Annotated in this window: 23 protein-coding genes; 5 read left to right on the top strand and 18 right to left on the bottom strand. The window is 72.2% G+C overall.

What is annotated here, in order from left to right; translation table 11 throughout:
- Positions 1-91: 91 nt before the first annotated feature.
- The 4 genes from yajC to ruvC all read right to left on the bottom strand — a co-directional run bounded on the left by yajC (position 92) and on the right by ruvC (position 2,957).
- Positions 92-520: a preprotein translocase subunit YajC gene (gene yajC, locus QI554_RS41950; RefSeq protein ID WP_281478342.1), complete on the bottom strand. Its 429-nt coding sequence runs from the start codon at positions 518-520 to the stop codon at positions 92-94.
- Between the two features lie 152 nt (positions 521-672).
- Positions 673-1,680: a Holliday junction branch migration DNA helicase RuvB gene (gene ruvB / locus QI554_RS41945; protein WP_281478340.1), complete on the bottom strand. Its 1,008-nt coding sequence runs from the start codon at positions 1,678-1,680 to the stop codon at positions 673-675.
- Between the two features lie 103 nt (positions 1,681-1,783).
- Entirely contained in the window at positions 1,784-2,404 is a 621-nt protein-coding gene (gene ruvA / locus QI554_RS41940; protein WP_281478337.1) for a Holliday junction branch migration protein RuvA, read from the bottom strand.
- 4 nt (positions 2,405-2,408) lie between these two features.
- Positions 2,409-2,957, bottom strand: a complete 549-nt coding sequence (gene ruvC / locus QI554_RS41935) for a crossover junction endodeoxyribonuclease RuvC (RefSeq protein ID WP_281478336.1) — start codon at positions 2,955-2,957, stop codon at positions 2,409-2,411.
- 190 nt (positions 2,958-3,147) lie between these two features.
- Here ruvC and QI554_RS41930 point away from each other — a divergent pair, with 190 nt between their 5' ends.
- Both QI554_RS41930 and QI554_RS41925 read left to right on the top strand, forming a co-directional pair.
- Entirely contained in the window at positions 3,148-3,642 is a 495-nt protein-coding gene (locus tag QI554_RS41930; protein WP_281478334.1) for a group III truncated hemoglobin, read from the top strand.
- Positions 3,643-3,940: 298 nt separating this feature from the next.
- Positions 3,941-5,227: a glycosyltransferase family protein gene (locus QI554_RS41925; protein WP_281478332.1), complete on the top strand. Its 1,287-nt coding sequence runs from the start codon at positions 3,941-3,943 to the stop codon at positions 5,225-5,227.
- Positions 5,228-5,302: 75 nt separating this feature from the next.
- Here the strand turns inward: QI554_RS41925 and QI554_RS41920 are convergent, their stop codons facing one another.
- From QI554_RS41920 to pgsA, 7 genes are all read right to left on the bottom strand, one after another.
- Positions 5,303-6,055 (bottom strand): YebC/PmpR family DNA-binding transcriptional regulator, encoded by a 753-nt coding sequence (locus QI554_RS41920; RefSeq protein ID WP_281478331.1) that lies wholly within the window; start codon positions 6,053-6,055, stop codon positions 5,303-5,305.
- Positions 6,056-6,167: 112 nt separating this feature from the next.
- On the bottom strand, positions 6,168-6,773 hold the full coding sequence (gene pdxT / locus QI554_RS41915; protein ID WP_281478329.1) for a pyridoxal 5'-phosphate synthase glutaminase subunit PdxT: 606 nt from the start codon (positions 6,771-6,773) through the stop codon (positions 6,168-6,170).
- 148 nt (positions 6,774-6,921) lie between these two features.
- Entirely contained in the window at positions 6,922-7,836 is a 915-nt protein-coding gene (pdxS, locus tag QI554_RS41910; RefSeq protein WP_281478328.1) for a pyridoxal 5'-phosphate synthase lyase subunit PdxS, read from the bottom strand.
- A gap of 237 nt (positions 7,837-8,073) precedes the next feature.
- Positions 8,074-8,622: a LemA family protein gene (locus QI554_RS41905; protein ID WP_281478325.1), complete on the bottom strand. Its 549-nt coding sequence runs from the start codon at positions 8,620-8,622 to the stop codon at positions 8,074-8,076.
- 4 nt (positions 8,623-8,626) lie between these two features.
- Positions 8,627-9,763: a glycosyltransferase family 4 protein gene (locus QI554_RS41900; RefSeq protein WP_281478323.1), complete on the bottom strand. Its 1,137-nt coding sequence runs from the start codon at positions 9,761-9,763 to the stop codon at positions 8,627-8,629.
- Complete coding sequence (locus QI554_RS41895) at positions 9,760-10,701, bottom strand: phosphatidylinositol mannoside acyltransferase (protein ID WP_281478321.1); 942 nt, start codon at positions 10,699-10,701, stop codon at positions 9,760-9,762. Before QI554_RS41895 ends, QI554_RS41900 begins: the two co-directional genes overlap by 4 nt.
- Complete coding sequence (pgsA, locus tag QI554_RS41890; RefSeq protein ID WP_281478319.1) at positions 10,698-11,351, bottom strand: phosphatidylinositol phosphate synthase; 654 nt, start codon at positions 11,349-11,351, stop codon at positions 10,698-10,700. The genes QI554_RS41895 and pgsA overlap by 4 nt, the downstream gene beginning before the upstream one ends.
- A 358-nt stretch (positions 11,352-11,709) precedes the next feature.
- Here pgsA and QI554_RS41885 point away from each other — a divergent pair, with 358 nt between their 5' ends.
- Positions 11,710-13,878, top strand: a complete 2,169-nt coding sequence (locus QI554_RS41885; RefSeq protein WP_281478318.1) for an elongation factor G-like protein EF-G2 — start codon at positions 11,710-11,712, stop codon at positions 13,876-13,878.
- Between the two features lie 79 nt (positions 13,879-13,957).
- On the opposite strand, the gene QI554_RS41880 is transcribed toward QI554_RS41885, so the two are convergent.
- On the bottom strand, positions 13,958-15,250 hold the full coding sequence (locus tag QI554_RS41880; protein ID WP_281478317.1) for a glycoside hydrolase family 15 protein: 1,293 nt from the start codon (positions 15,248-15,250) through the stop codon (positions 13,958-13,960).
- A gap of 370 nt (positions 15,251-15,620) precedes the next feature.
- Between QI554_RS41880 and QI554_RS41875 the strand changes: the two genes are divergently transcribed.
- Together QI554_RS41875 and QI554_RS41870 are read left to right on the top strand one after the other, a co-directional pair.
- A complete protein-coding gene (locus QI554_RS41875) occupies positions 15,621-16,025 on the top strand; it encodes a hypothetical protein (protein ID WP_281478315.1) in 405 nt (134 codons plus the stop codon).
- Positions 16,025-16,948 carry a hypothetical protein gene (locus tag QI554_RS41870; RefSeq protein ID WP_281478312.1) on the top strand — a complete coding sequence of 308 codons (924 nt, stop codon included), beginning with the start codon at positions 16,025-16,027 and terminating at the stop codon, positions 16,946-16,948. The genes QI554_RS41875 and QI554_RS41870 overlap by 1 nt, the downstream gene beginning before the upstream one ends.
- A gap of 18 nt (positions 16,949-16,966) precedes the next feature.
- Here QI554_RS41870 and QI554_RS41865 read toward each other — a convergent pair whose 3' ends face one another.
- The 6 genes from QI554_RS41865 to QI554_RS41840 all read right to left on the bottom strand — a co-directional run bounded on the left by QI554_RS41865 (position 16,967) and on the right by QI554_RS41840 (position 23,291).
- Positions 16,967-17,371, bottom strand: a complete 405-nt coding sequence (locus QI554_RS41865; protein ID WP_281478311.1) for a thiol-disulfide oxidoreductase DCC family protein — start codon at positions 17,369-17,371, stop codon at positions 16,967-16,969.
- A 31-nt stretch (positions 17,372-17,402) separates the two neighbouring features.
- Positions 17,403-17,957: an HIT family protein gene (locus QI554_RS41860; protein WP_281478309.1), complete on the bottom strand. Its 555-nt coding sequence runs from the start codon at positions 17,955-17,957 to the stop codon at positions 17,403-17,405.
- Between the two features lie 48 nt (positions 17,958-18,005).
- Positions 18,006-18,767: an SDR family NAD(P)-dependent oxidoreductase gene (locus tag QI554_RS41855; protein ID WP_281478306.1), complete on the bottom strand. Its 762-nt coding sequence runs from the start codon at positions 18,765-18,767 to the stop codon at positions 18,006-18,008.
- Between the two features lie 103 nt (positions 18,768-18,870).
- Positions 18,871-19,449: a TetR/AcrR family transcriptional regulator gene (locus QI554_RS41850; protein ID WP_281478304.1), complete on the bottom strand. Its 579-nt coding sequence runs from the start codon at positions 19,447-19,449 to the stop codon at positions 18,871-18,873.
- A gap of 118 nt (positions 19,450-19,567) precedes the next feature.
- Positions 19,568-21,547 carry a threonine--tRNA ligase gene (gene thrS / locus QI554_RS41845; RefSeq protein WP_281478302.1) on the bottom strand — a complete coding sequence of 660 codons (1,980 nt, stop codon included), beginning with the start codon at positions 21,545-21,547 and terminating at the stop codon, positions 19,568-19,570.
- A gap of 40 nt (positions 21,548-21,587) precedes the next feature.
- Positions 21,588-23,291 carry a DUF4153 domain-containing protein gene (locus QI554_RS41840; RefSeq protein ID WP_281478301.1) on the bottom strand — a complete coding sequence of 568 codons (1,704 nt, stop codon included), beginning with the start codon at positions 23,289-23,291 and terminating at the stop codon, positions 21,588-21,590.
- Positions 23,292-23,293: the final 2 nt, after the last annotated feature.

The raw sequence follows: 23,293 nt of genomic DNA, 5'->3' as shown, positions 1-23,293 counted from the left end.
ACCCGTGTCCGGGTGCATCCGTGGCCTGGACCTGACTCTATTGCCGGCGGCATCCGCGAGGGACACCGCCTCCACCTACGTGCGGGACGAACTAGCCGTCCTTGCGCGGGTGTTCGCCGTCGTCGCCGTCGGCCTTCGCGCTGCCCGGCTTACCGAGGTCGACGGCGTCGCCGTCGGCGCTCTTCGCCGGGACGTCCTCATGTGCCCCGTGCTCGTCGTGCTCGTGGTCTCCGTCGTGCTCGTCGCCGTCGTGCTCCTCGTCCTCGTCGCCGGTGCTGAGCACCGCGGCGATCGCGCTCTTGAGGTAGCGGCAGTGCACACCCGGAGCGATCTCCAGGATCACCGAGTCGTCCTCGACCTCCGAGACCGTCGCGAACAGACCCGCGACCGTACGGACCTCGGAACCCGGCCCCAGGGCCTTCTGCGTCTGCATCGCCTCCATCTGGCGCTTCCTCGCCGGCCGGATGAGCAGCAGGTAGAAGAGCACAAGCATGAGGGGAAGCAGGATGAGGATGTTCACGGCTGGAAACGGTTCCTTTCCGGTGCCGCTTCGCGGCTCGGATCATGAGGTGCGATCAAGGCCGACGTGGGGCCTCGGCGGAGTCTAGACGGATGGATACACAAGGAACAACGATCCAGGCGAGCAGTCGTTCCCGGCCCTCACCCGTTCGCCTATGCGGGCGGAATCAGGCCCATATGGGTCCACGCCGCGGCGGTGGCGACCCGACCACGCGGCGTGCGCGCGAGCAGCCCGCTGCGCACGAGGAACGGCTCGGCGACCTCCTCGACCGTCTCCGTCTCCTCACCGACAGCGACGGCCAGCGTGGAAAGCCCGACGGGGCCGCCCCCGAACAGTGTCACGAGGGCGTGCAGCACCGCGCGGTCCAGGCGGTCCAGGCCGCGGGCGTCCACCTCGTACACGTCCAGCGCCAGGGCGGCGATCTCGCGGGTCACCTCGCCGTCCGCGCGCACCTGCGCGTAGTCGCGCACGCGCCGCAGCAGCCGGTTGGCGATACGCGGCGTGCCGCGCGAGCGCCCCGCGATCTCGGCGGCGCCGTCGGCGTGGATCGGGACGTCCAGCAGCCGCGCCGAGCGGTGCAGCACCCGCTCCAGCTCGGCGGGCGCGTAGAAGTCCATGTGCCCGGTGAAGCCGAAGCGGTCGCGCAGCGGCGGCGGCAGCAGGCCGGCCCGGGTGGTGGCACCGACCAGCGTGAACGGCGGCAGCTCGAGCGGGATCGCGGTGGCGCCGGGGCCCTTGCCGACGATGATGTCGACGCGGAAGTCCTCCATCGCCATGTACAGCATCTCTTCGGCGGGCCGCGACATGCGGTGGATCTCGTCGAGGAACAGCACCTCGCCCTCGGACAGCGAGGACAGGATCGCCGCGAGGTCGCCGGCGTGCTGGATGGCCGGGCCCGACGTGATGCGGATGGGCGCGCCCATCTCCGCCGCGATGATCATCGACAGCGTGGTCTTGCCGAGCCCCGGCGGGCCGGAGAGCAGCACGTGGTCGGGGGCGCCGCCGCGGGCCCGCGCGGCGCGCAGCACCAGCGAGAGCTGTTCGCGGACCCGCTCCTGGCCGATGAACTCGTCCAGGCTGCGCGGGCGCAGCGCGGCCTCGACGGCCTGGTCCTCGCCGTCCGCCTCGGCCGTGACGAGGCGGTCCCCGTCGTGCGTCATGCCCTGCCCCTGGTGTGCGTCGCCGTGTGTGTGGTGCCTCGGGCCGCCGCGCGGTCCGGCCGCCATCCTTGCGCACCCGCCTGACAGCGGGCGGCGGGTCGGCTCATCGGCGGTTCAGGCCGCGCAGCGCGGCGCGCAGCAGGAGGCCGGTGTCGGGGGCGCCGCCGTCCGCGGCCATCGCCTCGGCGTCGGGGGTGACGCGGGCGACCGCCTCGTCGGCCTCGCGGGTCGCGTACCCGAGCCCGACGAGCGCGGCGTGCAGCTGGTCGCGCCAGGACAGCGAGACCGGTGCGCCGATCCGCGCCGCGCCCGCGCCGCCGGTCGGCGCGCCGAGCCGGTCCTTGAGCTCGATGAGCAGCTTCTGCGCGCCCTTCTTGCCGATGCCGGGCACGGCGGTCAGCGCCTTCTCGTCACCGCCGGCGACGGCCGCGCGCAGCGCGTCGGGGCTGTGCACGGCGAGCATCGCCTGGGCGAGCCGGGGGCCGACGCCGCTGGCGGTCTGCAGGAGCTCGAAGACCGTGCGCTCGTCGTCGTCGGCGAAGCCGTAGAGGGTGAGCGAGTCCTCGCGGACGACGAGGCTGGTGGAGAGCCGGGCCGTCGCGCCGACCCGCAGGCCGGCCAGGGTGCCGGGGGTGCACAGGACGGCCATGCCGACGCCGCCGACCTCGACGACGGCGAGCTCGGGGCCGAGTGCGGCGACGGTTCCGCTGACGAATGCGATCACGGGGTCATCCTCGCGTACCGCGAGGCAGGCGCGGTGCCGGTGTCCGGGCCGCGGCGACCGCGGCGGCGAGCCTGTTGGTGGCGCCGCCGCGCCAGATGTGGCAGATCGCGAGCGCGACGGCGTCGGCCGCGTCGGCGGGCTTGGGCGGGGAGTCGAGCCGCAGGATGCGCGCGACCATCGCGCCGATCTGCGCCTTGTCGGCACGCCCTGAGCCGGTGACGGCGGCCTTGACCTCGCTCGGCGTGTGCAGCGTGACGGGCAGCCCGCGGCGGGCGGCGCACACGATCGCGACCGCGGAGGCCTGGGCGGTGCCCATGACGGTGCGCACGTTGTGCTGCGCGAAGACCCGTTCGACGGCGACGCAGTCGGGCTTGTGCCGGTCGAGCCACTCCTCGATGCCCTCTTCGACGGCGAGCAGCCGCGCGTCGATCGCGGCGTCGGCGGGGGTGCGCACGACGCCCGCCTCGACCATGCGCAGCGGGGCGCCCACGCCGCCGTCGACGACGCCGAGCCCGCAGCGGGTCAGCCCCGGGTCGATTCCGAACACCCGCACCCGCAGCTCCCCTGTTCCGCCGTGCCCGGTCACTCCGATGCGAACATGTGTTCGCCCCGGTCGGACGACCCTACCGGAGCGGGACCCGCGGCCGGCGCCCGCCACGCCGCGGGAACGTACGCTGGAACCACTCGAATGCCCGTAGCCCGTTCGTGTCGGCCGACGCGAGACGGCCGAACGAGAGGCGTCCATGCCCGCGTCATCCGACCCGACCCGGCCCGCCGACACCGTCGGAGCGGAGGCGCCGGGGCGGGACATCGCGTCGCGCGAGGACATCATCGTCCTCCTCGAGGACTTCTACCGGGCGGCGTTCGCCGACGACCTGCTCGGCCCGGTGTTCGTCGACGTCGCGCACATGGACCTGGCGTCGCACCTGCCCAGGCTCGCCGACTTCTGGGAGGTCACGTTGCTGCGCCGGGGCGGGTACCGCGGCAACGCGCTGGAACCGCACCGCGCGCTGCACGCGCTGAGCCCGCTGACCGCGGCGCACTTCGACCGCTGGACCCGGTTGTGGGCCGACGCCGTCGAGGCGCGGTTCTCCGGCCCCACCGCGCGCCGCGCGGTCGTGCAGGCCGGCCGGATCGCCGCCGCGATGCGCGCCCGCCTGGACATCGCCGACGACGACACCGCGTGGGCCGCCGCCCCGGAGGGCCGGTCGGCACTGCCGCTCGCACCGCGCGGCTGAGCTCCTCGCCACCGTTCCGGCGTATCCGGCGCCTAAGCGCTCTCGGGGAGGTGGAGCACACCTGCGCGCCGCCCATCACCTCCGGGCCTAGCGGCCCTCCCAAGCTCGCGGCGTTGCGGAACCTCGCGAGTACGACCGAGTACGAGCTTCGGTCCCGCGCCTTGCGATGCACGGCACTGAACAACGCGCAGGCGCACTCCACCTCCCCGAGAGCGCTTACCCTGTATCGGGTCGATCACGCCCGGGCACCTCCGCGCGCAACCACGCGCGGCGCCCGGGTTTCCGCAGAAAGGCCGCCATGCCGCAACCGTCCACGCCGGTCGTCCCGGACGCGTCGGCGGCTCCTCCCGCCGCGGCGGGCGCCGGGTCCGACGTCCGGGACCTCGCCGCCCGGGCGCGCGGCGCCGCGGGCGAGGCGGGCCGGCGGTTCGCGGTCGCGGTGCGCCCGGCGCTTCCGGCGATCGTCGGCTACCTGCTCGCGCGCGTGGTCAACCTGGTCGTGTTCGGGCTCATGGCGTTCGCGGCGCACAAGCCGTTCTGGAAGATGGTCGGTTCGTGGGACGGCCTGTGGTTCCGCGACATCGCCGACTTCGGGTACGTGGACCGGCTTCCGGTGTCACCGCTGGGCAAGCCGTACTGGGTCAACGTCGAGTTCTTCCCCGGCTACCCGTACCTGATGCGCGCCGTCTCCACGGTGACCGGCCTGGACTCGCTCGCCGCGGGCATGGTCGTCACCTTCGCGTCCGGCGCCGTCGCGGCGTGGGGCATATACGCGCTGGGCCGCGAGCTGACCGGCAGCCACCGCGTCGCCACGCTGTTCGCGCTGCTGTGGGCCGTTGCACCCGGGTCGATGGTGCTGACGATGGTCTATTCCGAGGCGCTGTTCGTCGCCTTCGCGTCGTGGGCGCTGCTCGCGATCGTGCGCCGCCGGTGGATGACGGCGATGACGCTGACGATCCTCGCGGGCTTCACCCGCAACACGGCGTTCGCCCTGGTCGCGGCGCTCGGGGTGGCCGCGCTCCAGGTGGTGCTCAGCCGCCGGGACGACGGCACCCGGGTCGGGCTGCCGGCCCCCGAGGCGCGCCGGCCGGTCGTGGCGACGGTGCTGGCGCCGCTCGGCTGCGTCGGCTTCATCGCGTGGGTGGGCTACATCGGCAAGCGGTGGGACGCGTGGTTCTGGATCCAGGACAAGGCGTTCAACCTGCGCATGGACTTCGGTGTCAGCACGGTCCAGTGGATGAACAAGTACCTGACCCACCTGGGCCGGCCGATCTACGTCGTGTGCACCTTCGTGATCATCCTGTCGGTCGCGCTGATGATCTGGTCGTTCCGCGACCGCAAGGTGCCGCTGGCCGTGCACGTGTACGGCGGCCTGGTGATGTTCCTGGCGCTGACCACCAGCAACGGATGGTTCTTCCAGTCCAAGCCGCGCTTCATGCTCCCGGCCTTCACCATCGGGCTGCCGCTGGCCGCGCTGATGGCGCGCTGGCCGCGCAAGGTGGCGGCGGTCGTGCTGGTCGCGGGGGCGGCGTTCTCCGGCTGGTACGTCGGCTATCTGGTGTACGTCGTCAACACGAACCCGTAGCGCCCCACCGACAACGCGAGGGGCCGACCGCGTGCTGCGGTCGGCCCCTCGCGTATGTGTCCGCGCGTTCGCGCGTCAGGCGTCGATCTTCTCCATGACCTCGTCGGAGACGTCGAAGTTCGCGTAGACGTTCTGCACGTCGTCGGAGTCCTCGAGCGCCTCGATGAGGCGGAAGATCTTGCGGGCGCCGTCCTCGTCCAGCTCGACGGTGACGCTGGGGAGGAAGTTCGCCTCGGCCGAGTCGTAGTCGATGCCGGCGTCCTGGAGCGCGGTGCGCACCGGGATGAGGTCTGTCGCCTCGCTGACCACCTCGAACGCCTCGCCGAGGTCGTTGACCTCCTCGGCGCCCGCGTCGAGGACCGCGCCGAGCACGTCGTCCTCGCTGAGCTCGTTCTTGGGGACGATCACGACACCCTTGCGGGTGAACATGTACGACACCGAGCCCGGGTCGGCCATCGAGCCGCCGTTGCGCGTCATCGCCACGCGCACGTCCGACGCCGCGCGGTTGCGGTTGTCGGTCAGGCACTCGATGAGGACCGCGACACCGTTGGGGCCGTAGCCTTCGTAGGTGATCGACTGGTAGTCCGCGCCGCCGGCCTCGGCACCCGAGCCGCGCTTGACGGCGCGGTCGATGTTGTCGTTGGGGACCGAGCTCTTCTTCGCCTTCTGGATGGCGTCGTACAGCGTCGGGTTACCCGTAACGTCACCGCCGCCGGTCCGCGCCGCCACCTCGATGTTCTTGATGAGCTTGGCGAAGAGCTTTCCGCGCTTGGCGTCGATGACGGCCTTTTTGTGCTTGGTGGTCGCCCACTTTGAGTGGCCGGACATCCGCCTCTACTCCTTCAGGTCACCTGTTCGCTGCCGCGGCCCTGAGGCCACGGGAAGATCCTACCGACGCGGGGAGCACCGCCGTGTTCACCCATGGTTCACACGCGCCGGTTCACACGGCGTCGCGGACCAACCCGACGAAGTACTCGTGGACGCGGCGGTCCGGGGTCAGCTCCGGGTGGAACGAGGTGGCGACCAGGTTGCCCTGGCGGACCGCGACGACGCGGCCCTCGTACGGGCCGCTCTCGAGGGTGGCCAGCACCTCGACGCCGGCGCCGACCGACTCGACCCACGGGGCGCGGATGAACACGCCGTGCACGGGCGACTCCGGGGCGGGCTTGAACGCGACGTCGGCCTCGAACGACTGGTTCTGCCGTCCGAACGCGTTGCGGCGCACCGTCATGTCTATCCCGCCGACGGTCTCCTGGTCGGCGCGGCCGTCGAGGATCTTGTCGGCCAGCATGATCATGCCGGCGCACGAGCCGTAGACCGGCATGCCGGCCGCGACCCGCTCGCGGAGCGGGGCGAACAGGCCGAAGGTCACCGCGAGCTTGGACATCGTGGTGGACTCGCCGCCGGGGATGACCAGCGCGTCGACCTCGGCGATCTCCTCGGGCTTGCGGACCGGGCGGGCGAGCGCCCCGGCCTCGGCGAGCGCGACGGCGTGCTCGCGCACGTCGCCCTGGACGGCGAGCACCCCGATGGTGGGTGAAGACACGTTGACCTCAAGGAAGTTTCGGTACGGCTGGGGCTGTGCGGGCGCCGCGGCGCGGTGCGGCACGCGGACCGGGCCCGGCGGCCGAGTGGCCGCCGGGCCCGGACGGGGTACTGCTACGGCAGGTTGCGTGGGCAACGAGCCGCGGGGTTCACCAGCCGCGGCCGGCGTACCGCTCGGACTCGGGCAGCGTGTCGATGTTGATGCCGACCATCGCCTCGCCCAGGCCGCGCGAGACCTTGGCGATGATGTCCGCGTCCTCGAAGTGCGTGGTGGCCTCGACGATCGCCTTGGCGCGCTTGGCCGGGTCGCCGGACTTGAAGATGCCGGAGCCGACGAACACGCCCTCGGCGCCGAGCTGCATCATCATCGCGGCGTCGGCCGGGGTGGCGATGCCGCCCGCGGTGAACATGACGACGGGCAGCTTGCCGAGCTCGGCGACCTCCTTGACGAGCGCGTAGGGCGCCTGGAGGTTCTTGGCGGCGACGAAGAGCTCGTCCTCCTCGAGGGCGGCGAGCTTGCGGATGTCGCCCAGGATGGTGCGCATGTGGCGGGTCGCCTCGACGACGTTGCCGGTGCCGGCCTCGCCCTTCGAGCGGATCATGGCCGCGCCCTCGGCGATGCGGCGCAGCGCCTCGCCCAGGTTGGTGGCACCGCACACGAACGGCGTGGTGAAGTTCCACTTGTTGATGTGGTTGACCTCGTCGGCCGGGGTCAGGACCTCGGACTCGTCGATGTAGTCGACGCCGAGCGACTGGATGACCTGGGCCTCGACGAAGTGGCCGATGCGGGCCTTGGCCATCACGGGGATCGAGACGGCGTTGATGATGCCCTCGATCATGTCCGGGTCGGACATGCGCGCGACGCCGCCGTCCTTGCGGATGTCGGCGGGGACCCGCTCGAGGGCCATGACGGCGACGGCGCCCGCGTCCTCGGCGATCTTCGCCTGCTCCGGCGTGACCACGTCCATGATCACACCGCCCTTGAGCTGCTCGGCCATGCCGCGCTTCACCAGCTGGGTACCGGTCTGGGGGGCGGACTCGGCAGTTGCGGGGGTGGTGGACACGCTTGACCTCTCACACGACGGTATGAAGACGGATGAAGACGGCTGAAGACGGGATGCATCCGCGTCACAGCTGACGTACCGGTCCATCGTACGAGTGATCTGTACCGGCTTCCTGCGCCACTCTGGGGGCGAAAAACCGGACCACTTTACGAATCGTCAACCTGGTGGGCGCCTGTTTGACAGCCTGCGGATTCCCGTCCGCGGTCGTCCCGCTCGTCCTGCCCGTCCTACACGCGGTCACGCCGTGGCGGTGCCGCCCGGCAGCAGCGTAGGCGGCTCCTCGTCGTCCATCTCGAACGTGACGGGGTACGGGGCGTGGCCCGCCAGCCGCAGGTAGCGCACGATGCGGTGGCGCCGCACCGCACGCGCCGACCGTACCGCGTCGTTGTGGAAGCGCCGCGCCATGGGTGCCCGCCGCACCGCGGTCTGCAGCTCGCCGACCAGTTCGTCGCCGCCGAGCCGGGCGCGCAGGTCCTCGACCTGGCCGGGGTCCTCGAAGACGATCCGCAGCGCCCGGGTCAGCTCGCTCTCCGCTATCTCGCGGTCCTCCTCTGCCGCGCCGCGCGCGTCGTGGGCGGCGCCCGCGAGCACCAGCGAGCTGGCCGGGTCCAGCAGCCCGGACGTGGCGATCTCCAGCGCGATCGAGGCGCGGCGCACCAACTGGGCGTCGAGCGCGGCGCGCGTGGAGTCGACGCGGGCGTGCAGCCGGTCGAGCCGGCCCGCGGTCCAGCTGAGGTAGATGCCGATCGCGAGTACCGCGAGGATGATCCAGACGGCGGTCATCATGGGCTCAATCCGCCTGTCCCATAAGCGGGTTCGCACCCGCCGTGACGGTCTCGTAGACGCCGAGGATGTCGGCGCCGACGGTCTCCCAGTCGTAGCGGCGCACGTGCCGGACGCCGATCTCGCGCAGTTCGGCGCGCCGCTCGGGGTCGCGCAGCAGCGCGATCGCCGCGTCCGCGAGCGCGTCGGCGTCCTCGACGTCGAACAGCTCCCCCGCCCGGCCGCCGTCGAGCACCTGCCGGAACGCGTCCAGGTCGCTCGCCAGCACCGGCGCTCCCGCGGACATCGCCTCGACGAGGATGATGCCGAAGCTCTCGCCGCCGGTGTTGGGCGCGACGTACACGTCGACGCTGCGCAGCAGCCGCGCCTTCTCCTCGTCGCTCACCATGCCGAGGAACGTCACCTGGCCGCGCACCGCGTCCGGCAGCCCCTCGGCGGCCTCCTCCTCGTCACCGCGCCCCGCGACCAGCAGCCGCACGCCGGGCAGCGCCGCCGCGATGCGCGGGAACGCCTCCAGCAGCACCGGAAGTCCCTTGCGGGGCTCGTCGATCCGCCCGATGAAGCCGAGCACCGGCGCCTCGGGGGTGCCCTGCCACGCGGGCTCCGGCTCGGCGTCCGCGAAGAACGCGACCTCGACGCCGTTGGGGATGACCACCGCGTCGCCGCCCAGGTGTTCGACGAGCGTGCGGCGCGCGTACTCCGACACCGCGATCCGCGCGCTGATCTTCTCCAGCGCCGGCTGCAGGATCGGGTACGCCGCGATCATCGCCCGCGAGCGCGGGTTGGACGTGTGGAACGTGGCGACCACGGGCCCGGACGCCGACCAGCACGCCAGCAGCGACAGGCTGGGCGTGGCGGGCTCGTGGATGTGCAGCACGTCGAACTCGCCGTCGTGGATCCAGCGGCGCACCCGCGCGGCGGACAGGAAGCCGAAGTTCAGCCGCGCCACCGAGCCGTTGTAGCGGATCGGCACCGCGCGGCCCGCGCTCACCACGTACGGCGGCAGCGGTGTGTCGTCGTCGGCGGGCGCCAGCACCGACACCTCGTGGCCGCGCGCGATCAGCCAGTTCGCGAGGTCGCGCACGTGGTACTGCACGCCGCCCGGAACGTCCCACGAGTACGGGCAGACGACGCCGATCCTCACCCGCGGCCCCCGGGCTCCGCCCCGTTGCCGCCCTGGATCTTCGCGAGGCGCTCAGCGTCCAGGTCGGACAGCCACAGCCGCTGCGGCATGTGCCAGTCCTGCGGGCTCTTGCGGATGCCGGCCGCGAACGCGTCGGCGACGCCCTGCGTCATCGCGGCGATCTTCGCCTTGCGGTCGCCCTCCTCGGGCACCGGCACGACGGGGTGCAGCGTCGCGTGGATGCCGACCTTGCGGTACGCCAGCGTCACCGGGATCAGCGCCGCGCCGGTCTGCAGCGACAGCGCCGCGGGCCCGGCCGGCATGCGGGTCTGCTCGCCGAAGAACTCGACCGGGATGCCGTTCTTCGTCAGGTCGCGGTCGGCGAGCAGGCAGATCAGCCGGCCTTCGCGCAGCCGCCGCGCCAGCACCCCGAAGGTGTTGGCGTCGCCGCCGGTCAGCGGCAGCACCTCCATGCCCAGCGACGTGCGGTACTCCAGGAAACGCTCGTACAGCGCCTCGGGCTTCAACCGCTCGGCGACCGTGGTGAACGGGTAGCCGCGCGCGGTGATGCTCGCGCCGGCCAGGTCCCAGTTGCCCATGTGGGGCAGCGCGAAGATGACGCCCTTGCCGAGCGCGGACGCCTTCTCCAGGCGGTCCAGGTGCCCGATCGACATGCGTTCCAGGACGGCCTTCTCGTCCCACACCGGGAGCCGGAACGCCTCCTGGAAGTAGCGCAGGTAGGAGCGCATCCCGGCCCGCGTCACCTCGGAGATGCGCTTGTCGCTCGCGTCCGGCAGCACCCGGCGCAGGTTCGCCTCGAGCTGCTCGACGCTGTCGCCCCGGCGGAACCACACCCAGTCGGCGGCGGCGTTGAACGCCGTCCGCGCCACGGGCTCGGGCAGCCACTTGACGACCGACCAGCCCAGGCCGAACCCCGCGTCGACCAGGCGCTGTTTCACGCCGTTCCACCGCCCTCCGGGGCCTGGTTGGGCCGTGCCAGCTCGAGGCCGTCGGCCTCCTTGCGGACCGCGATCATGCGCTGGAAGACGGTGACGACGCTGCCCACCGCGACGTACCAGAGGGCGACTTCCTGGATGTACGGGAGGCCCAGCCCGTCGAGACCGGTCGCCACGAGCACCACCACGAGGCGGTCGGCGCGCTCGACCATGCCGGACACGTCGCACTTGAGGCCGAGGCTCTCGGCGCGGGCCTTCGTGTACGACACGACCTGGCCGGTGCCGAGGCAGATCACGCACAGCACGGTCAGCCGCAGGTTGTCGCCGTCGCCCGCGAACCACACCGTGAGCGCGCCGAAGATCGCCGCGTCCGCGACGCGGTCGAGCGTGGAGTCGAGGAACGCGCCCCACTTCGTGGACCGCCCGATCTGGCGGGCCATGTTGCCGTCGACCAGGTCGGAGAAGATGAACGCGGTGATCACCAGCGTCCCGACGAAGAAGTGTCCGAACGGGAAGAAGACCAGCGCCCCCACGACGACGCCGAGGGTCCCGATGAGGGTGACCGTGTCCGGACTGACCCCCTTGCGGATGAGGAAGCTCGCGAACGGGGTGAGCACGCGGGTGAAGAAAGCGCGTGCGTATTTGTTGAGCATCGCCTTCCCGAAGGATCGCTTGGGGACCGCCTGGATGGCGGCGCGCCGCGGAGCCCTGATGGCCCCGTGCCGCGACCGCCCGGTCACGACATCGTACTGACGCTCCAGGACCGCGATGTCCCCGCGTCTGATGGGCGCGCCGTATTGGTCGGGGCACCCTTCCGGGCGGACACTTGGACACGGCCGCCTTCGGTTGGGCGCGCGTACTTGTGCTCGCCCCGCTTTGGGCGGAAAGCTGCCGTGAGGAACCGGATGTGCGGACTTAAAGGGGCCGACTCCCGGCCTTCTGCCGCACCTCCACGACCCACGACCCATTGGCGCACATTGGCGCAAAGCCAGGCATAAGGAGGTGGGCGCATTGGCGGACAGGTCTGGTGGTTCAACCGGGGCCGCCGGCGCAGGACCGACGGTTGACGGCCCCGGGCAGGTACGCAACGTCGTCCTGGTAGGCCACACCGGTGCGGGCAAGACGACACTGGTGGAGTCCCTGCTCGTGGCGACCGGGACCATCTCGCGCCCCGGTCGCGTCGAGGACGGAACCACGGTGTCCGACTTCGACGAGATCGAGCACCGCCAGCACCGCTCGGTGTCCCTGGCGGTGGCTCCCGTCGAGTTCGACGGCGTGAAGATCAACCTGCTCGACACCCCCGGCTACGCCGACTTCGTCGGCGACCTGCGCGCGGGCCTGCGCGCCGCGGACGCCGCGCTGTTCGTGGTGTCCGCCGCCGACGGCGTCGACGGCTCCACCCGCATGCTGTGGGACGAGTGCGCGGCCGTCGGCATGCCGCGCGCCCTCGTGGTCACCAAACTCGACTCGGCGCGCGCCGACTTCGACGAGATGACCGCCATCTGCCAGCGCGTCTTCGGCGACGGCGACACCGACCGCGTGCTGCCGCTCTACCTGCCGCTGCACGACGACGAGGAAGGCGTCGGCGGCCTGATGGGGCTCCTGACACAGCGCGTGTACGACTACTCGTCCGGCACGCGCGTGACCCGCGACCCGGACCCGGAGCACCTCCCGCTCATCGAGGAGGCCCGAAACCGGCTCATCGAGGCCGTCATCGCCGAGAGCGAGGACGAGACCCTCATGGACCGCTACCTGTCCGGCGAGGAGATCGACGTCGACACGCTGGTCACCGACCTGGAGACGGCCGTCGCGCGCGGCTCGTTCTACCCGGTGCTGGCGACCTCGACGGTCAACGGACTGGGCACCATCGAGCTGCTCGAAGGCATCGTGCGGGCCTGCCCGTCGCCGCCCGAGCACGAGGTCCCGCCGGTCACCACCCCCGAGGGCAAGCCGGCCGAGCCGCTGACCTGCGACCCGGAGGGGCCGCTGGTCGCCGAGGTGGTCAAGACGACGTCCGACCCGTACGTCGGCCGCATCAGCCTCGTGCGGGTGTTCTCCGGCACGCTGCGCCCCGACATGACCGTGCACGTGTCCGGGCACGGCCTCGCCGACCGCGGCCACGAGGACCACGACGTCGACGAGCGCGTCGGCGCGCTGTCCTCGCCGCTCGGCAAGACGCAGCGGCAGCTCGGCCGCGGCATCGCGGGCGACATCGTCGCGGTCGCGAAGCTGACCCGCGCGGAGACCGGCGACACGCTCTCCGACAAGGACCTGCCGCTCCTGATGGAGCCCTGGATAATGCCGGACCCGCTGCTGCCGGTCGCCATCGAGGCGCACAGCAAGGCCGACGAGGACAAGCTCTCGCAGGGGCTCGCCCGGCTCGTCGCCGAGGACCCGACGCTGCGGCTCGAGCACAACGCCGACACCCACCAGCTGGTGCTGTGGTGCATGGGCGAGGCGCACGTCGACGTGCTGCTCGACCGGCTCCGCACCCGGTACGGCGTGGCGGTCGACGCGGTCCCGCACAAGGTGTCGCTGCGCGAGACCTTCGCGGCCAAGGCCACCGGACGCGGCCGGCACGTCAAGCAGTCCGGCGGGCACGGCCAGTTCGCGGTCTGCGAGATCGAGGTCGAGCCGCTGCCGAACGGCGAGGGCTTCGAGTTCGTCGACAAGGTGTACGGCGGCTCCGTGCCCCGGCAGTTCATCGCGTCGGTCGAGAAGGGCGTCCGCGCGCAGATGGCGCGCGGCGTCGCGGCCGGCTACCCCGTCGTCGACCTGCGCGTGACGCTCGTCGACGGCAAGGCGCACTCGGTCGACTCGTCCGACATGGCCTTCCAGATGGCCGGTTCCCTGGCGCTGCGCGAAGCCGCCGCCGCGACCGAGGTGCACCTGCTGGAACCGGTCTCCGAGGTGGTCATCTCGATCTCCGACGAGTACGTCGGCGCGGTCATGAGCGACCTCTCGGCCCGCCGCGGCCGCGTCGTCGGCACCGAGCCGGTCGGCGGCTCCGGCCGCACGATGGTGCGCGCGGAGGTCCCCGAAATAGAGATCAGCCGGTACGCCGTCGACCTGCGCTCGCTCTCGCACGGCACCGGCGACTTCAGCCGGTCCTACGCGAGGCACGAGCCGATGCCGCACCAGCTGGCGGCGAAGGTGAAGGCCGAGGCGGCGAACAGCTAGGACGCGGTCGGGACGGGGTCGCGCGCGGGCGTGGCCCCGTCCCGGCACGTCCGGGGGTCTTGTGTCCGGACGGGCCCACCTAGCCCGGCGGGGTCGGGAGCGGGCGGTCCAGCGCGGTCGTCGCCAGGATCACCGCGGCCGCGGTCCACGCCAGCGGCGCCACCGAGGCCGGCCTGCCGTTCGGGGCGACCTTCTCGGGCAGCGAGCCGTGCGGGGTGCGGTGCCGGGCGAGCCAGAGCAGCCGGGCCTCGGCGGCGGCGCGGTTGCCGGACGCGGCGTCGTACAGCGCGAACGACGCCGTCTCGGGGGTCCAGGCGACCTGCGGGTGGCCGCGCCAGTTGTTGCCCGGGAGGATGCCGCCGTTGTCGAGCGTGAGGGCCTGGGCCGCGCGGTGGACGGCGTCGGTGACGTCCGGCTCCGGCGCGGCGAACGGCAGGGCGAGCCAGGTCACGGCGGTGTCCGCGAGCCCAGAGGCGGAGGGCGTGCGGCCGTACCCGTATTGCCCGAACTCGTCGCGGATGCCGTCCCGCAGCACGTCGGCGGCGTGCGCCCAGCGCTCGGCCTCGGCGCCGTGCCCGCCGGTGCGGGCCAGGTCCGCGGCCGCGTGCAGCCCGGCGAGCAGCGGCGCCGCCGTACCGAGGGTCCGCTGGTCGGTGCGGGTCTCCCAGTAGTCGGCGCCGGGGCCGGGGATGCCGTCCTCCCCCAGCGAGGCCGCGGCGCGGTCGGCGGCGGCGCGCACGGCGGGCCACAGCTCCTCGCGGGCGGCGGCGGCCGACGGGTCCGCGGGGTCCTGCTCGGCGTACCAGAACCAGACCGCCCAGGGCACCCAGCCGGACGCGTCGAGCTGGGCCTCGCGTCCGTCGGCGACGGGACGGCCGTCGAGCCGGTAGCGGGCCTCCCAGCCGCCGTCCCGGCGCTGGAGCGCGGCGAGGTGGCGCAGCACGGCCAGGGCCTCGCCGCCGTGGCCGGTGGCGGAGTACGCGGCCGAGACCCAGGCCGCGTCGCGGGGCCAGGTGTACCGCCAGATCGGGCTCCACGCCGCGGCGACGCCGCCGTCGGGGCGGGTGAGCAACCGCATGTCGAGCAACGCGCGTTCGGCCGTTTCGCGCAGCTCACCGGGCGCGCCTGGAACGCGTCCGGCGTCCAGCCACGCGCGTTCCGCCTCGGTCGGCGGGGTGGGCGGGGCGCCGGGCGGTAGTTCCACGATGCCGTCGGGCGCGTCCGGGTCCGCGGCGACACCGCCGGACACCAGGGCCGGGACACGCTGTGCGGGGCTCGGCGCCCCGGCGTCGTCAACGGCGGCCAGCGCGATGCCGGTGCCGAGCAGGGCGAACACCACGCCCACCACGATCCACCGGCCCGCCCGACGCATGCGTGCCCGCCTTTCCCGCGCCCGGGGCCGGTCGGCGGTGTGCCGGGCGCAATCGTTCCGGCCGCGCATCCGACCAGTGTGATCAGTTTATGAACACGCCTGCCCGTCACTGCCCATCACGCATGTCCGCGTCGCGTCGCTCCCCCTTCCGGCGGGCCGTGCGCCCGCCGTTCGGCCGACGGGCGCGGGGCCGGACGCGCGATGACCGGCGCCACCACGGCCCGGATAGAGTGGCCCGGTTCCGGAAGCCAGCCGCGGCGGCGTAGGGCGCGCCACGCGCCGCCCCGTCCGCGGCGCGAACGACGGGGATCTCGTGACTGCTGCGCCGGGGGACGTGAAGTCCTTGTCCGCGCCCGGCCGATGGTGGCGCATGGCGGCCGCAGTGCTCGGCATCGGACTCCTCGTCTACGGGACCGCGACGCACAACGACGACAACTTCCCGTTCGCCCCTATGTCGATGTTCGCGTTCCGCACGGACCCGAACGGGTCCATCGACGCCTACTACCTCGAGGCGAACACCGACTCCGGAGCCCGCGTCAAGGTGCCGATGACCCGCAACGCCGCCGGCATGGCGCGCGCCGAGCTGGAAGCGCAGCTGGGGCGGATCATGGCGGACCCGTCGCTCCTGCAGAGCATCGCCGACACCCAGCGGCGCCTCCAGCCGGGGATGCCGCACTACACGCGCCTGTACGTCATGCGCGAGCGGATCGTCCTCAAGGACGGCGCGCGGGACCACAAGGAGACGCAGCAGCTCGTGGATTGGCAGGTGCGCTGATGTCGGGCACCTCGGCGCCCGGGGCGCCGGCGGGCGGCGTGCGCGGGGTGCTGCGGCGCTGGTGGTTCGAGCCCGTGGCGGGCTCGCGGATCGCGTGGGTGCGGGCGCTGGTCTACCTGTTCATCCCGTTCGACATCCTCGTGGTCACGCAGGATGTCAAGGGCACCGCGGCGCTGCCGGGGAACCTCTACCAGCCGGTGCTGTTCGCCCGCCTGCTGCACCTGCCGACCCCGACACCCGGGATCGCGGACACGCTGCAGTGGGTGCTGCTGATCGCCGCGCCGCTGGCGGCGACCGGGCGCTTCCACCGTGTCCTGGGCGTCGTCGTGGCGGCGGCGTTCTCGTGGTGGCAGCTGATCAACATGTCGTACGGCAAGGTCGACCACGACCACTTCGCGATCATGATGGCGGTGTGGCTGCTGCCCACCGCGGGCCGGGCCCGGTTCCGCGACGACACCCCGAGCGAAGCGGCGGGGTGGACGCTGCGCTGCATGCAGATCGCGGCGATCTCGACCTACTCGCTCGCGGCGTGGGCGAAGGTCAAGGAGTCCGGCTGGGGCTGGGCGAGCGGCGCGACGTTCACGTGGGCGATCGAGCGGCGCGGCACCCCGCTCGGGCACTGGTTCCTCAACCACCCCGACCTGCTCCGGTTCGGGCAGTGGGTGGTCTTCGTCGCCGAGGTGCTCTCGCCGGTGATCCTGTTCCTGCGCCGCTGGTGGCTGGCCGCGGCGCTGGTGTTCTGGCTCGGCTTCCACCTGTTCACGTGGCTGTGCATAGGCATACATTTCCTGCCGACCATCATCACGCTGACCGCGTTCGTGCCGTGGGAGCGGGCGCGGGCCACGGTCGAGGGCCGGTTCGCGGGGCGGCGGGCCGCCCGGCCGGCCCGGACCGAGTCCATACCGGCGGAGCAGCCCGCCTGACCGGCGGGTGCGGGGCGGTCAGGCCGCCGCGGACGCTGCGCCGGGCCGCTGGTGCGCCGGCATCGCGCAGGCGGGCGTACCGCCGGGCAGCTTGTAGCGGTTGTCGGCGATGAGCCGGTAGGCCTTGGCGGCGACCAGGTTCACCGGCGGCAGCTGCAGGACGGCGCCCGGCACGGACCACGCGCCGCGCTTGTAGGCGAGCATCTTCGCGACCGCCTCGGCGCCGCCGTACACATCGCCCGTGGACGTGACCCACAGCACCTCGTGCATGGCCCGCTCGGCGGTGATGCCGAGCTCTTCGAGGTCGGCGAACTGCCACGCGGTGACCTCGATGTCCGGGGCGATGTAGCGCTCCATGACCTCGACCGACTTCGTGCAGAAGCCGCAGTCGCCGTCGAAGACCAGTACGGGACGGGTCGTCATGTCTTCCTCCGAGTGCAGAGCCGCGGTCGGTTCAGTGCGCGGGCCACGCGTCGGCGATCATCGCCCGGGTGTCGGCGAGCAGCTGGGGCAGGACCTTGGTGTGCCCGATGACCGGCATGAAGTTGGTGTCGCCGCCCCAGCGCGGCACGAGGTGCTGGTGCAGGTGCGCGGCGATGCCGGCGCCGGCGACCAGGCCCTGGTTCATGCCGATGTTGAAGCCCTGGGCGCCGGACGCCTTGCGCAGCGCGGTCATCGCGCGCTTGGTGAACTCGGCGAGCTCGGCGGTCTCGGCGTCGTCGAGGTCGGTGTAGTCGGCGACGTGCCGGTACGGGACGACCATCAGGTGGCCGCCGTTGTACGGGTACAGGTTGAGGACCGCGTACACGCTGTCGCCGCGCCGCACGATGAGGCCGTCGGCGTCGTCCATCTTCGGGATCTCGCAGAACGGGCAGCCGTCGTCGGACGCGGGCCCGCTCGGCTTGTTCTCCCCCTTGATGTACGCCATCCGGTGCGGAGTCCACAGCCGCTGGAACGCGTCCGGCTCGCCCACCCCGTTCTGCTGCTCCAGCTCCGGCTCGCTCGTCATGATGGGAATCCTATGACGACGGCCTGTCACCGTACGCCCGCCCCTGGTTCAGGCCGTGACGCCGCCGTCCAGCACGAGGTCGGCGCCGACGGTGAATCCGGCCTCGTCGGAAGCGAGGTACAGCACGGCCGCCGTGATCTCGTCGAGCGACCCGACGCGGCCGAGCGGAATGCTGGAGGCGAGCCGTGCGTCGCGGTCCTCGCGGGTCTCGCCGGGCCGGTAGGACATCGGCCCGTCGCTCGCGCCCGGGCTGACCGTGTTGATCCGCACGCCGTCCTGGATGTGGTCGGCCGCGGCGGCGCGGGTCAGGACGGCGACGGCGGCCTTGGAGGTGGCGTACGCGGCGGCGCCGGGGAGCCGCCGGTGGGTGCCGATGTTGGACGCGATGTTGACGATGGCCCCGCCGCCGTGCGCCTTCATGTGCGCGATCTCGTGCTTCATGGCGAGGAAGACGCCCATCACGTTGACGTCGAGCAGGGCGCGGAACGCGTCGGCGTCCAGCTCGCCGACCGGCCCCGAGGGCCCGAACGCGCCGGCGTTGTTGAAGGCGACGTGCAGGCCGCCGTGCCGTTCGACGACGGCCCTGACGAGGCCTTCGACGTCGTTCTCGCTGGTGACGTCGGCGACGACGTGGTCGGCCTTGCCGCCGTCCTTCTCGATGAGGGCGACGGTCTCCTCCAGACCGGCCTCGGTGCGGCCGGCGACGACGACCGTGGCGCCCTCGGCCGCGAACCCGCGGGCGGCGGCGCGGCCGATGCCGGTGCCGCCTCCGGTGACCAGGACGACCTTGCCGGTGAAGCGTGCGGACATGGCTGCTCTCCCCTTACTCACGGTGCTCACGTCACTTGAATATCTGGAATGATCGTTCCAATATGAGGGTGCACGAAAGCGCACCCACTCCCCGCCGAAACCGTCAGCGCAACGCGCCGAGCGCCACCTCCGCCGCCGCCCGGATCCGCGCCGGATCGTCCGACGCCTTGCCGACCAGCCGCATGCCCTGCAGCACCACCAGCAGGAACCGCGCCAGCTCGCGCGCGTCCCGGTCCGCCGGCAGCTCGCCCTGCGCCCGCGCCCGGGTGAGCGCGGAGACCAGCGTCGCCTCGATGGAGTCCCAGTTGGACGCCACCTTGCAGGCCAGCACCTCGTCGTGCGCGACCAGTTCGACCGCGGTGTTCACGGCGAAACAGCCCATCCGGTCGGTGTCCTGCGACGCGTCGTCGGCGAACCGCTCGACCAGCGCGCGCACCGCCGGCAGCACCGGCCCCGGCTGGGACAGGATGCCGGCGAAATCGACGCCGTTCTCCAGGTAGCGGTCGAACGCCTTGCGGTACAGCTCCTGCTTGCTGCCGTACGTCGCGTAGATGCTCGCCCGCCCGATGCCCAGGTGCTCGACCAGGTCGGCCATCGACGTCGCCTCGTAGCCCTTGCGCCAGAACAGCTCCAGGGCCCGCTGCAACACCGCGTCCGGGTCGAACTCCTTGGTCCTCGCCATGCCCCGAAACCTATCCCTTTCAAGAACGATCAGTCAAGAATGGCGGCCACGCAAAGGGCCGCCGCCCGCCCCTCACGAGAAGGGGTGGGCGGCGGCCCAAGGCTTACGTGGGCGCGCGTCAGACCTGCACGCGGTCCTCGACGGCCTTCACGATCTCGGCGACCGCCTCGTCGACCGGGATGCCGTTCTTCTGCTCGCCGTTGCGGTAGCGGAACGAGACCGCGCCGTTCGACGCGTCCTCGTCGCCCGCCAGCAGCATGTACGGCACCTTGGCCTTCTGCGCGTTGCGGATCTTCTTCTGCATGCGGTCGTCCGCGGTGTCGATCTCGACGCGGATGCCCTTCGCGCGCAGCTTCGCCGCGACGTCCTGCAGGTACGGGATGTGCGCGTCGGTGATCGGGATGCCGACCACCTGCACCGGCGCCAGCCACGCCGGGAACGCGCCCGCGTAGTGCTCGAGCAGCACCGCGAAGAACCGCTCGATGGAGCCGAACAGCGCGCGGTGGATCATGACCGGGCGCTGCCGGTTGCCGTCCGCGCCCTGGTACTCCAGGTCGAACCGCTGCGGCAGCTGGAAGTCGACCTGGATGGTCGACATCTGCCAGGACCGGCCGATCGCGTCCTTGGTCTGCACCGAGATCTTCGGGCCGTAGAACGCCGCGCCGCCCGGGTCCAGGACCAGCTCGAGGTTCTGCTTCTCGGCGGCCTGGCGCAGCGTCTCGGTGGCTTCCTCCCACTCGTCGTCCGCGCCGACGTACTTCTCCGGGTTCTTGGTGGAGAGCTCCAGGTAGAAGTCCTCGAGACCGTAGTCGCGCAGCAGGTTCAGCACGAAGGTCAGCAGCGAGTCCAGCTCGGCCGCCATCTGCTCCCGGGTGCAGTAGATGTGCGCGTCGTCCTGCGTGAAGCCGCGCGCCCGGGTCAGGCCGTGCACCACACCCGACTTCTCGTACCGGTACACCGTGCCGAACTCGAAGAGCCGCATGGGCAGTTCACGGTAGGAACGGCCGCGCGCCCGGTAGATCAGGTTGTGCATCGGGCAGTTCATCGGCTTGAGGTAGTAGTCGATGCCCTCGTCGAGCTGCATGGGCGGGTACATGCCGTCGGCGTACCAGTCCAGGTGCCCGGAGACCTCGAACAGCTTCCCCTTGGTGGCGTGCGGCGTGTAGACGAACTCGTAGCCGGCCTCCTCGTGGCGGCGGCGCGAGTAGTCCTCCATCACACGGCGGATGATGCCGCCCTTGGGGTGGAACACCGCGAGGCCCGAACCGATCTCCTCGGGGATCGAGAACAGGTCCAGCTCGCTGCCGAGCTTGCGGTGGTCGCGCTTCTCGGCCTCCTCGAGGAAGGTCAGGTGCGCCTTGAGCGCGTCGCGGCTCGGCCACGCCGTGCCGTACAGGCGCTGCAGCTGCTTGTTCTTCTCGCTGCCGCGCCAGTAGGCCGCCGCCGAGCGCATCAGCTTGAACGCCGGGATGTTCCGCGTCGTCGGCAGGTGCGGGCCGCGGCACAGGTCCTTCCAGCACAGCTCGCCGGTCTTGGCGTCGATGTTGTCGTAGATGGTCAGCTCGCCGGCGCCCACCTCGACGTTCGCGCCGTCGTCGCTCGACGCGGCGGAGCCCTTGAGGCCGATCAGCTCCAGCTTGTACGGCTCGTCGGCCAGCTCGACGCGCGCGTCGTCGTCCGCGACCACGCGGCGCGAGAAGCGCTGCCCCCGCTTGATGATCTCCTGCATCTTCTTCTCGATGCTCTTGAGGTCATCCGGCGTGAACGGGATCTCGACGTCGAAGTCGTAGTAGAAGCCGTCCTTGATCGGCGGGCCGATGCCGAGCTTCGCCTCGGGGAACAGCTCCTGCACCGCCTGCGCCATGACGTGCGCGGTCGAGTGGCGGAGGATGTTCAGGCCGTCCTCGGAGTCCATCGCGACGGCCTCGACCTCGTCGCCGTCCGCGACGACGTACGCGAGGTCCTTGAGCACGCCGCCGACGCGGGCCGCCACGACCGACTTGTCGCCGTCGAAGAGGTCGGCGGCCGTCGTACCCGTGGCCACCAAGCGCTCTTCCCGCTCCGGGTCGCGATTGATGATCACTCGGGCGTCGGACACAGCCTTCTCCTGACAGTAGGTCGTTAGTGGTGATCCGATGCTATCGGGGTACGGAGGGTGGACGCGCCTGCCCGTCGCCCCGGCGGGACGCGGGGGCGGCATAGGGGTCATAGGTGTCGTCGCGGTCGCCGCCGGAGTCGTCCGCGGCCGGCTCGCACTCGACGTCCGCCAGCAGCGGGCGCCGCGCCAGCAGCGCGCGGGCCCGGGACCGCGCGAGGTTGGTCTCGAACCAGGCGTCCGGCCCGTGCGCCAGGTCGGCGGCGATGGGACGCAGCAGGCAGGTGCGCTGCGGCTCGGGGAAGCGGTCGAGCCACGGGACGGCGTCCGCCGACAGCCCCTCGAGGTCCCGGGCGTCGACGACACCGGTCTCGCGCTGCCGGTCGAGGTCGACGCGGGCGATCAGCGCGTCCGGCGAGACAAGGCCGAGCGCCAGCAGCACCGCCGCGCCCGACGCCCCGACCACGCGCGGCAGGCGGCGCGCGGCAGCCGCCCACGGGCCGGTTACGAGGACCAGCACCACCACGACGCCCAGCCACAGCTCGAACGTGGCCGCGCACAGACGCAGCCTGGTCAGGCCCGAATAGTCGACGTACAGCTCGAGCCGGTGCAGCGCGGCGACCACCACGACGAGCGTGAGCACGCAGAGGATGCCGGTCAACGCCTCGAACAGGCGGCGCCCCGGTGCACCGCGGGCCGGGCCCGCATAGGCGGCGACGGCGAGCACCGCCAGGGTGAGTGCGGTGACGACGATCAGCGTGACGAACCCCTGACGGGCGTACTCGGCGTAGTTGACGCCCTTGCGGGCCAGCACGTCCTGGTAGCCGTCGAACACCACGACGGCGATCTGGACGAAGACGAACACCGCGAAGACCGCGTCGAGGACGAGCAAGGGCAAGGCCCACTCGACGGTCCGCCGCGCCCCGGCCCGCTTGGCCGGAGGCTCGACGGGCCTCGGTCGTACCGCCACGAACGCGGCCGCCAGCACGACGACGGCGCCGCCCGCCCCGACGAGGACGCGGCCGACGTTTCCGCGCGGATCGACCGCGCCCAGCGGGATCACGAAGAACGCGGCGACGACGGCGTCCGCCATCGCGAACAGCGCCCCGAAGACGACCAGCAGCCCGAGCGCCGCGACTCCCCCACGCAGCGCCGCGCCCCGCGGGCCGCGCCGACGGACCACGCCGCGCGCACCCCAGAGCACCCCGGCCGGCACCGCCCGCACGACGGCGAGCGGCCGCGCGAACATCGCCGACCAGGTCTGCGGACCCGTCAACGCGAGCGCCCCGAACCCGAACGCGGCGACGGTGGTGTAGCTGTGCAGCCACGAGTCGTCCCGCAACGCCGGCAACGCGGCGAACCCGACGGAGAACAACGCCCACAGCAACTGCCAGCCGTGCGCCCTGACACCCCGCCGCCGCGCAACGCACCAAGCGGCGGCCCCCGCGAACCCGGCGGCGACGAGGAGGTTGACGCCGAGAGCGTGGCGCAACGTCAACGCGCACCAGACCCCGGCGGCGAGGGCGAGGAGGAGCACGGGGGCAGGTGCGGCGAGGACAGCGGGGCGTGAGCGCGGATCGTCCGGGCCGGTCGGGGCGGGCTCGACGGGGTTCGGGCCGGCGGGATCCGCGCGAGAGGGGTCGCCCTCGACCGCGTCCCGGCCGGTGAGGTCGGGTTCGGCCGGTTCGGGACCGGTCGGCTCGTGCTCGGCGGGCTCGGATGCGGCCCGGTCGTCGCCGGGGCTCACCG

Source organism: Yinghuangia seranimata (assembly GCF_029953285.1).
GTDB lineage: Bacteria > Actinomycetota > Actinomycetes > Streptomycetales > Streptomycetaceae > Yinghuangia > Yinghuangia seranimata.
Note: the sequence above shows the minus strand (reverse complement) of the source record. Positions and strands in the feature narration are given on the sequence as shown.

Excerpts from the sequence above, each read along its gene's own strand:
- ruvB (WP_281478340.1), bottom strand. The coding sequence starts at position 1,680 with ATGACGCACGACGGGGACCGCCTCGTCACGGCCGAGGCGGACGGCGAG.
- QI554_RS41930 (WP_281478334.1), top strand. The coding sequence starts at position 3,148 with ATGCCCGCGTCATCCGACCCGACCCGGCCCGCCGACACCGTCGGAGCG.
- QI554_RS41925 (WP_281478332.1), top strand. The coding sequence starts at position 3,941 with ATGCCGCAACCGTCCACGCCGGTCGTCCCGGACGCGTCGGCGGCTCCT.
- QI554_RS41920 (WP_281478331.1), bottom strand. The coding sequence starts at position 6,055 with ATGTCCGGCCACTCAAAGTGGGCGACCACCAAGCACAAAAAGGCCGTC.
- QI554_RS41905 (WP_281478325.1), bottom strand. The coding sequence starts at position 8,622 with ATGATGACCGCCGTCTGGATCATCCTCGCGGTACTCGCGATCGGCATC.
- pgsA (WP_281478319.1), bottom strand. The coding sequence starts at position 11,351 with ATGCTCAACAAATACGCACGCGCTTTCTTCACCCGCGTGCTCACCCCG.
- QI554_RS41880 (WP_281478317.1), bottom strand. The coding sequence starts at position 15,250 with ATGCGTCGGGCGGGCCGGTGGATCGTGGTGGGCGTGGTGTTCGCCCTG.
- QI554_RS41875 (WP_281478315.1), top strand. The coding sequence starts at position 15,621 with ATGGCGGCCGCAGTGCTCGGCATCGGACTCCTCGTCTACGGGACCGCG.
- QI554_RS41870 (WP_281478312.1), top strand. The coding sequence starts at position 16,025 with ATGTCGGGCACCTCGGCGCCCGGGGCGCCGGCGGGCGGCGTGCGCGGG.
- QI554_RS41865 (WP_281478311.1), bottom strand. The coding sequence starts at position 17,371 with ATGACGACCCGTCCCGTACTGGTCTTCGACGGCGACTGCGGCTTCTGC.
- QI554_RS41860 (WP_281478309.1), bottom strand. The coding sequence starts at position 17,957 with ATGACGAGCGAGCCGGAGCTGGAGCAGCAGAACGGGGTGGGCGAGCCG.
- QI554_RS41855 (WP_281478306.1), bottom strand. The coding sequence starts at position 18,767 with ATGTCCGCACGCTTCACCGGCAAGGTCGTCCTGGTCACCGGAGGCGGC.
- QI554_RS41850 (WP_281478304.1), bottom strand. The coding sequence starts at position 19,449 with ATGGCGAGGACCAAGGAGTTCGACCCGGACGCGGTGTTGCAGCGGGCC.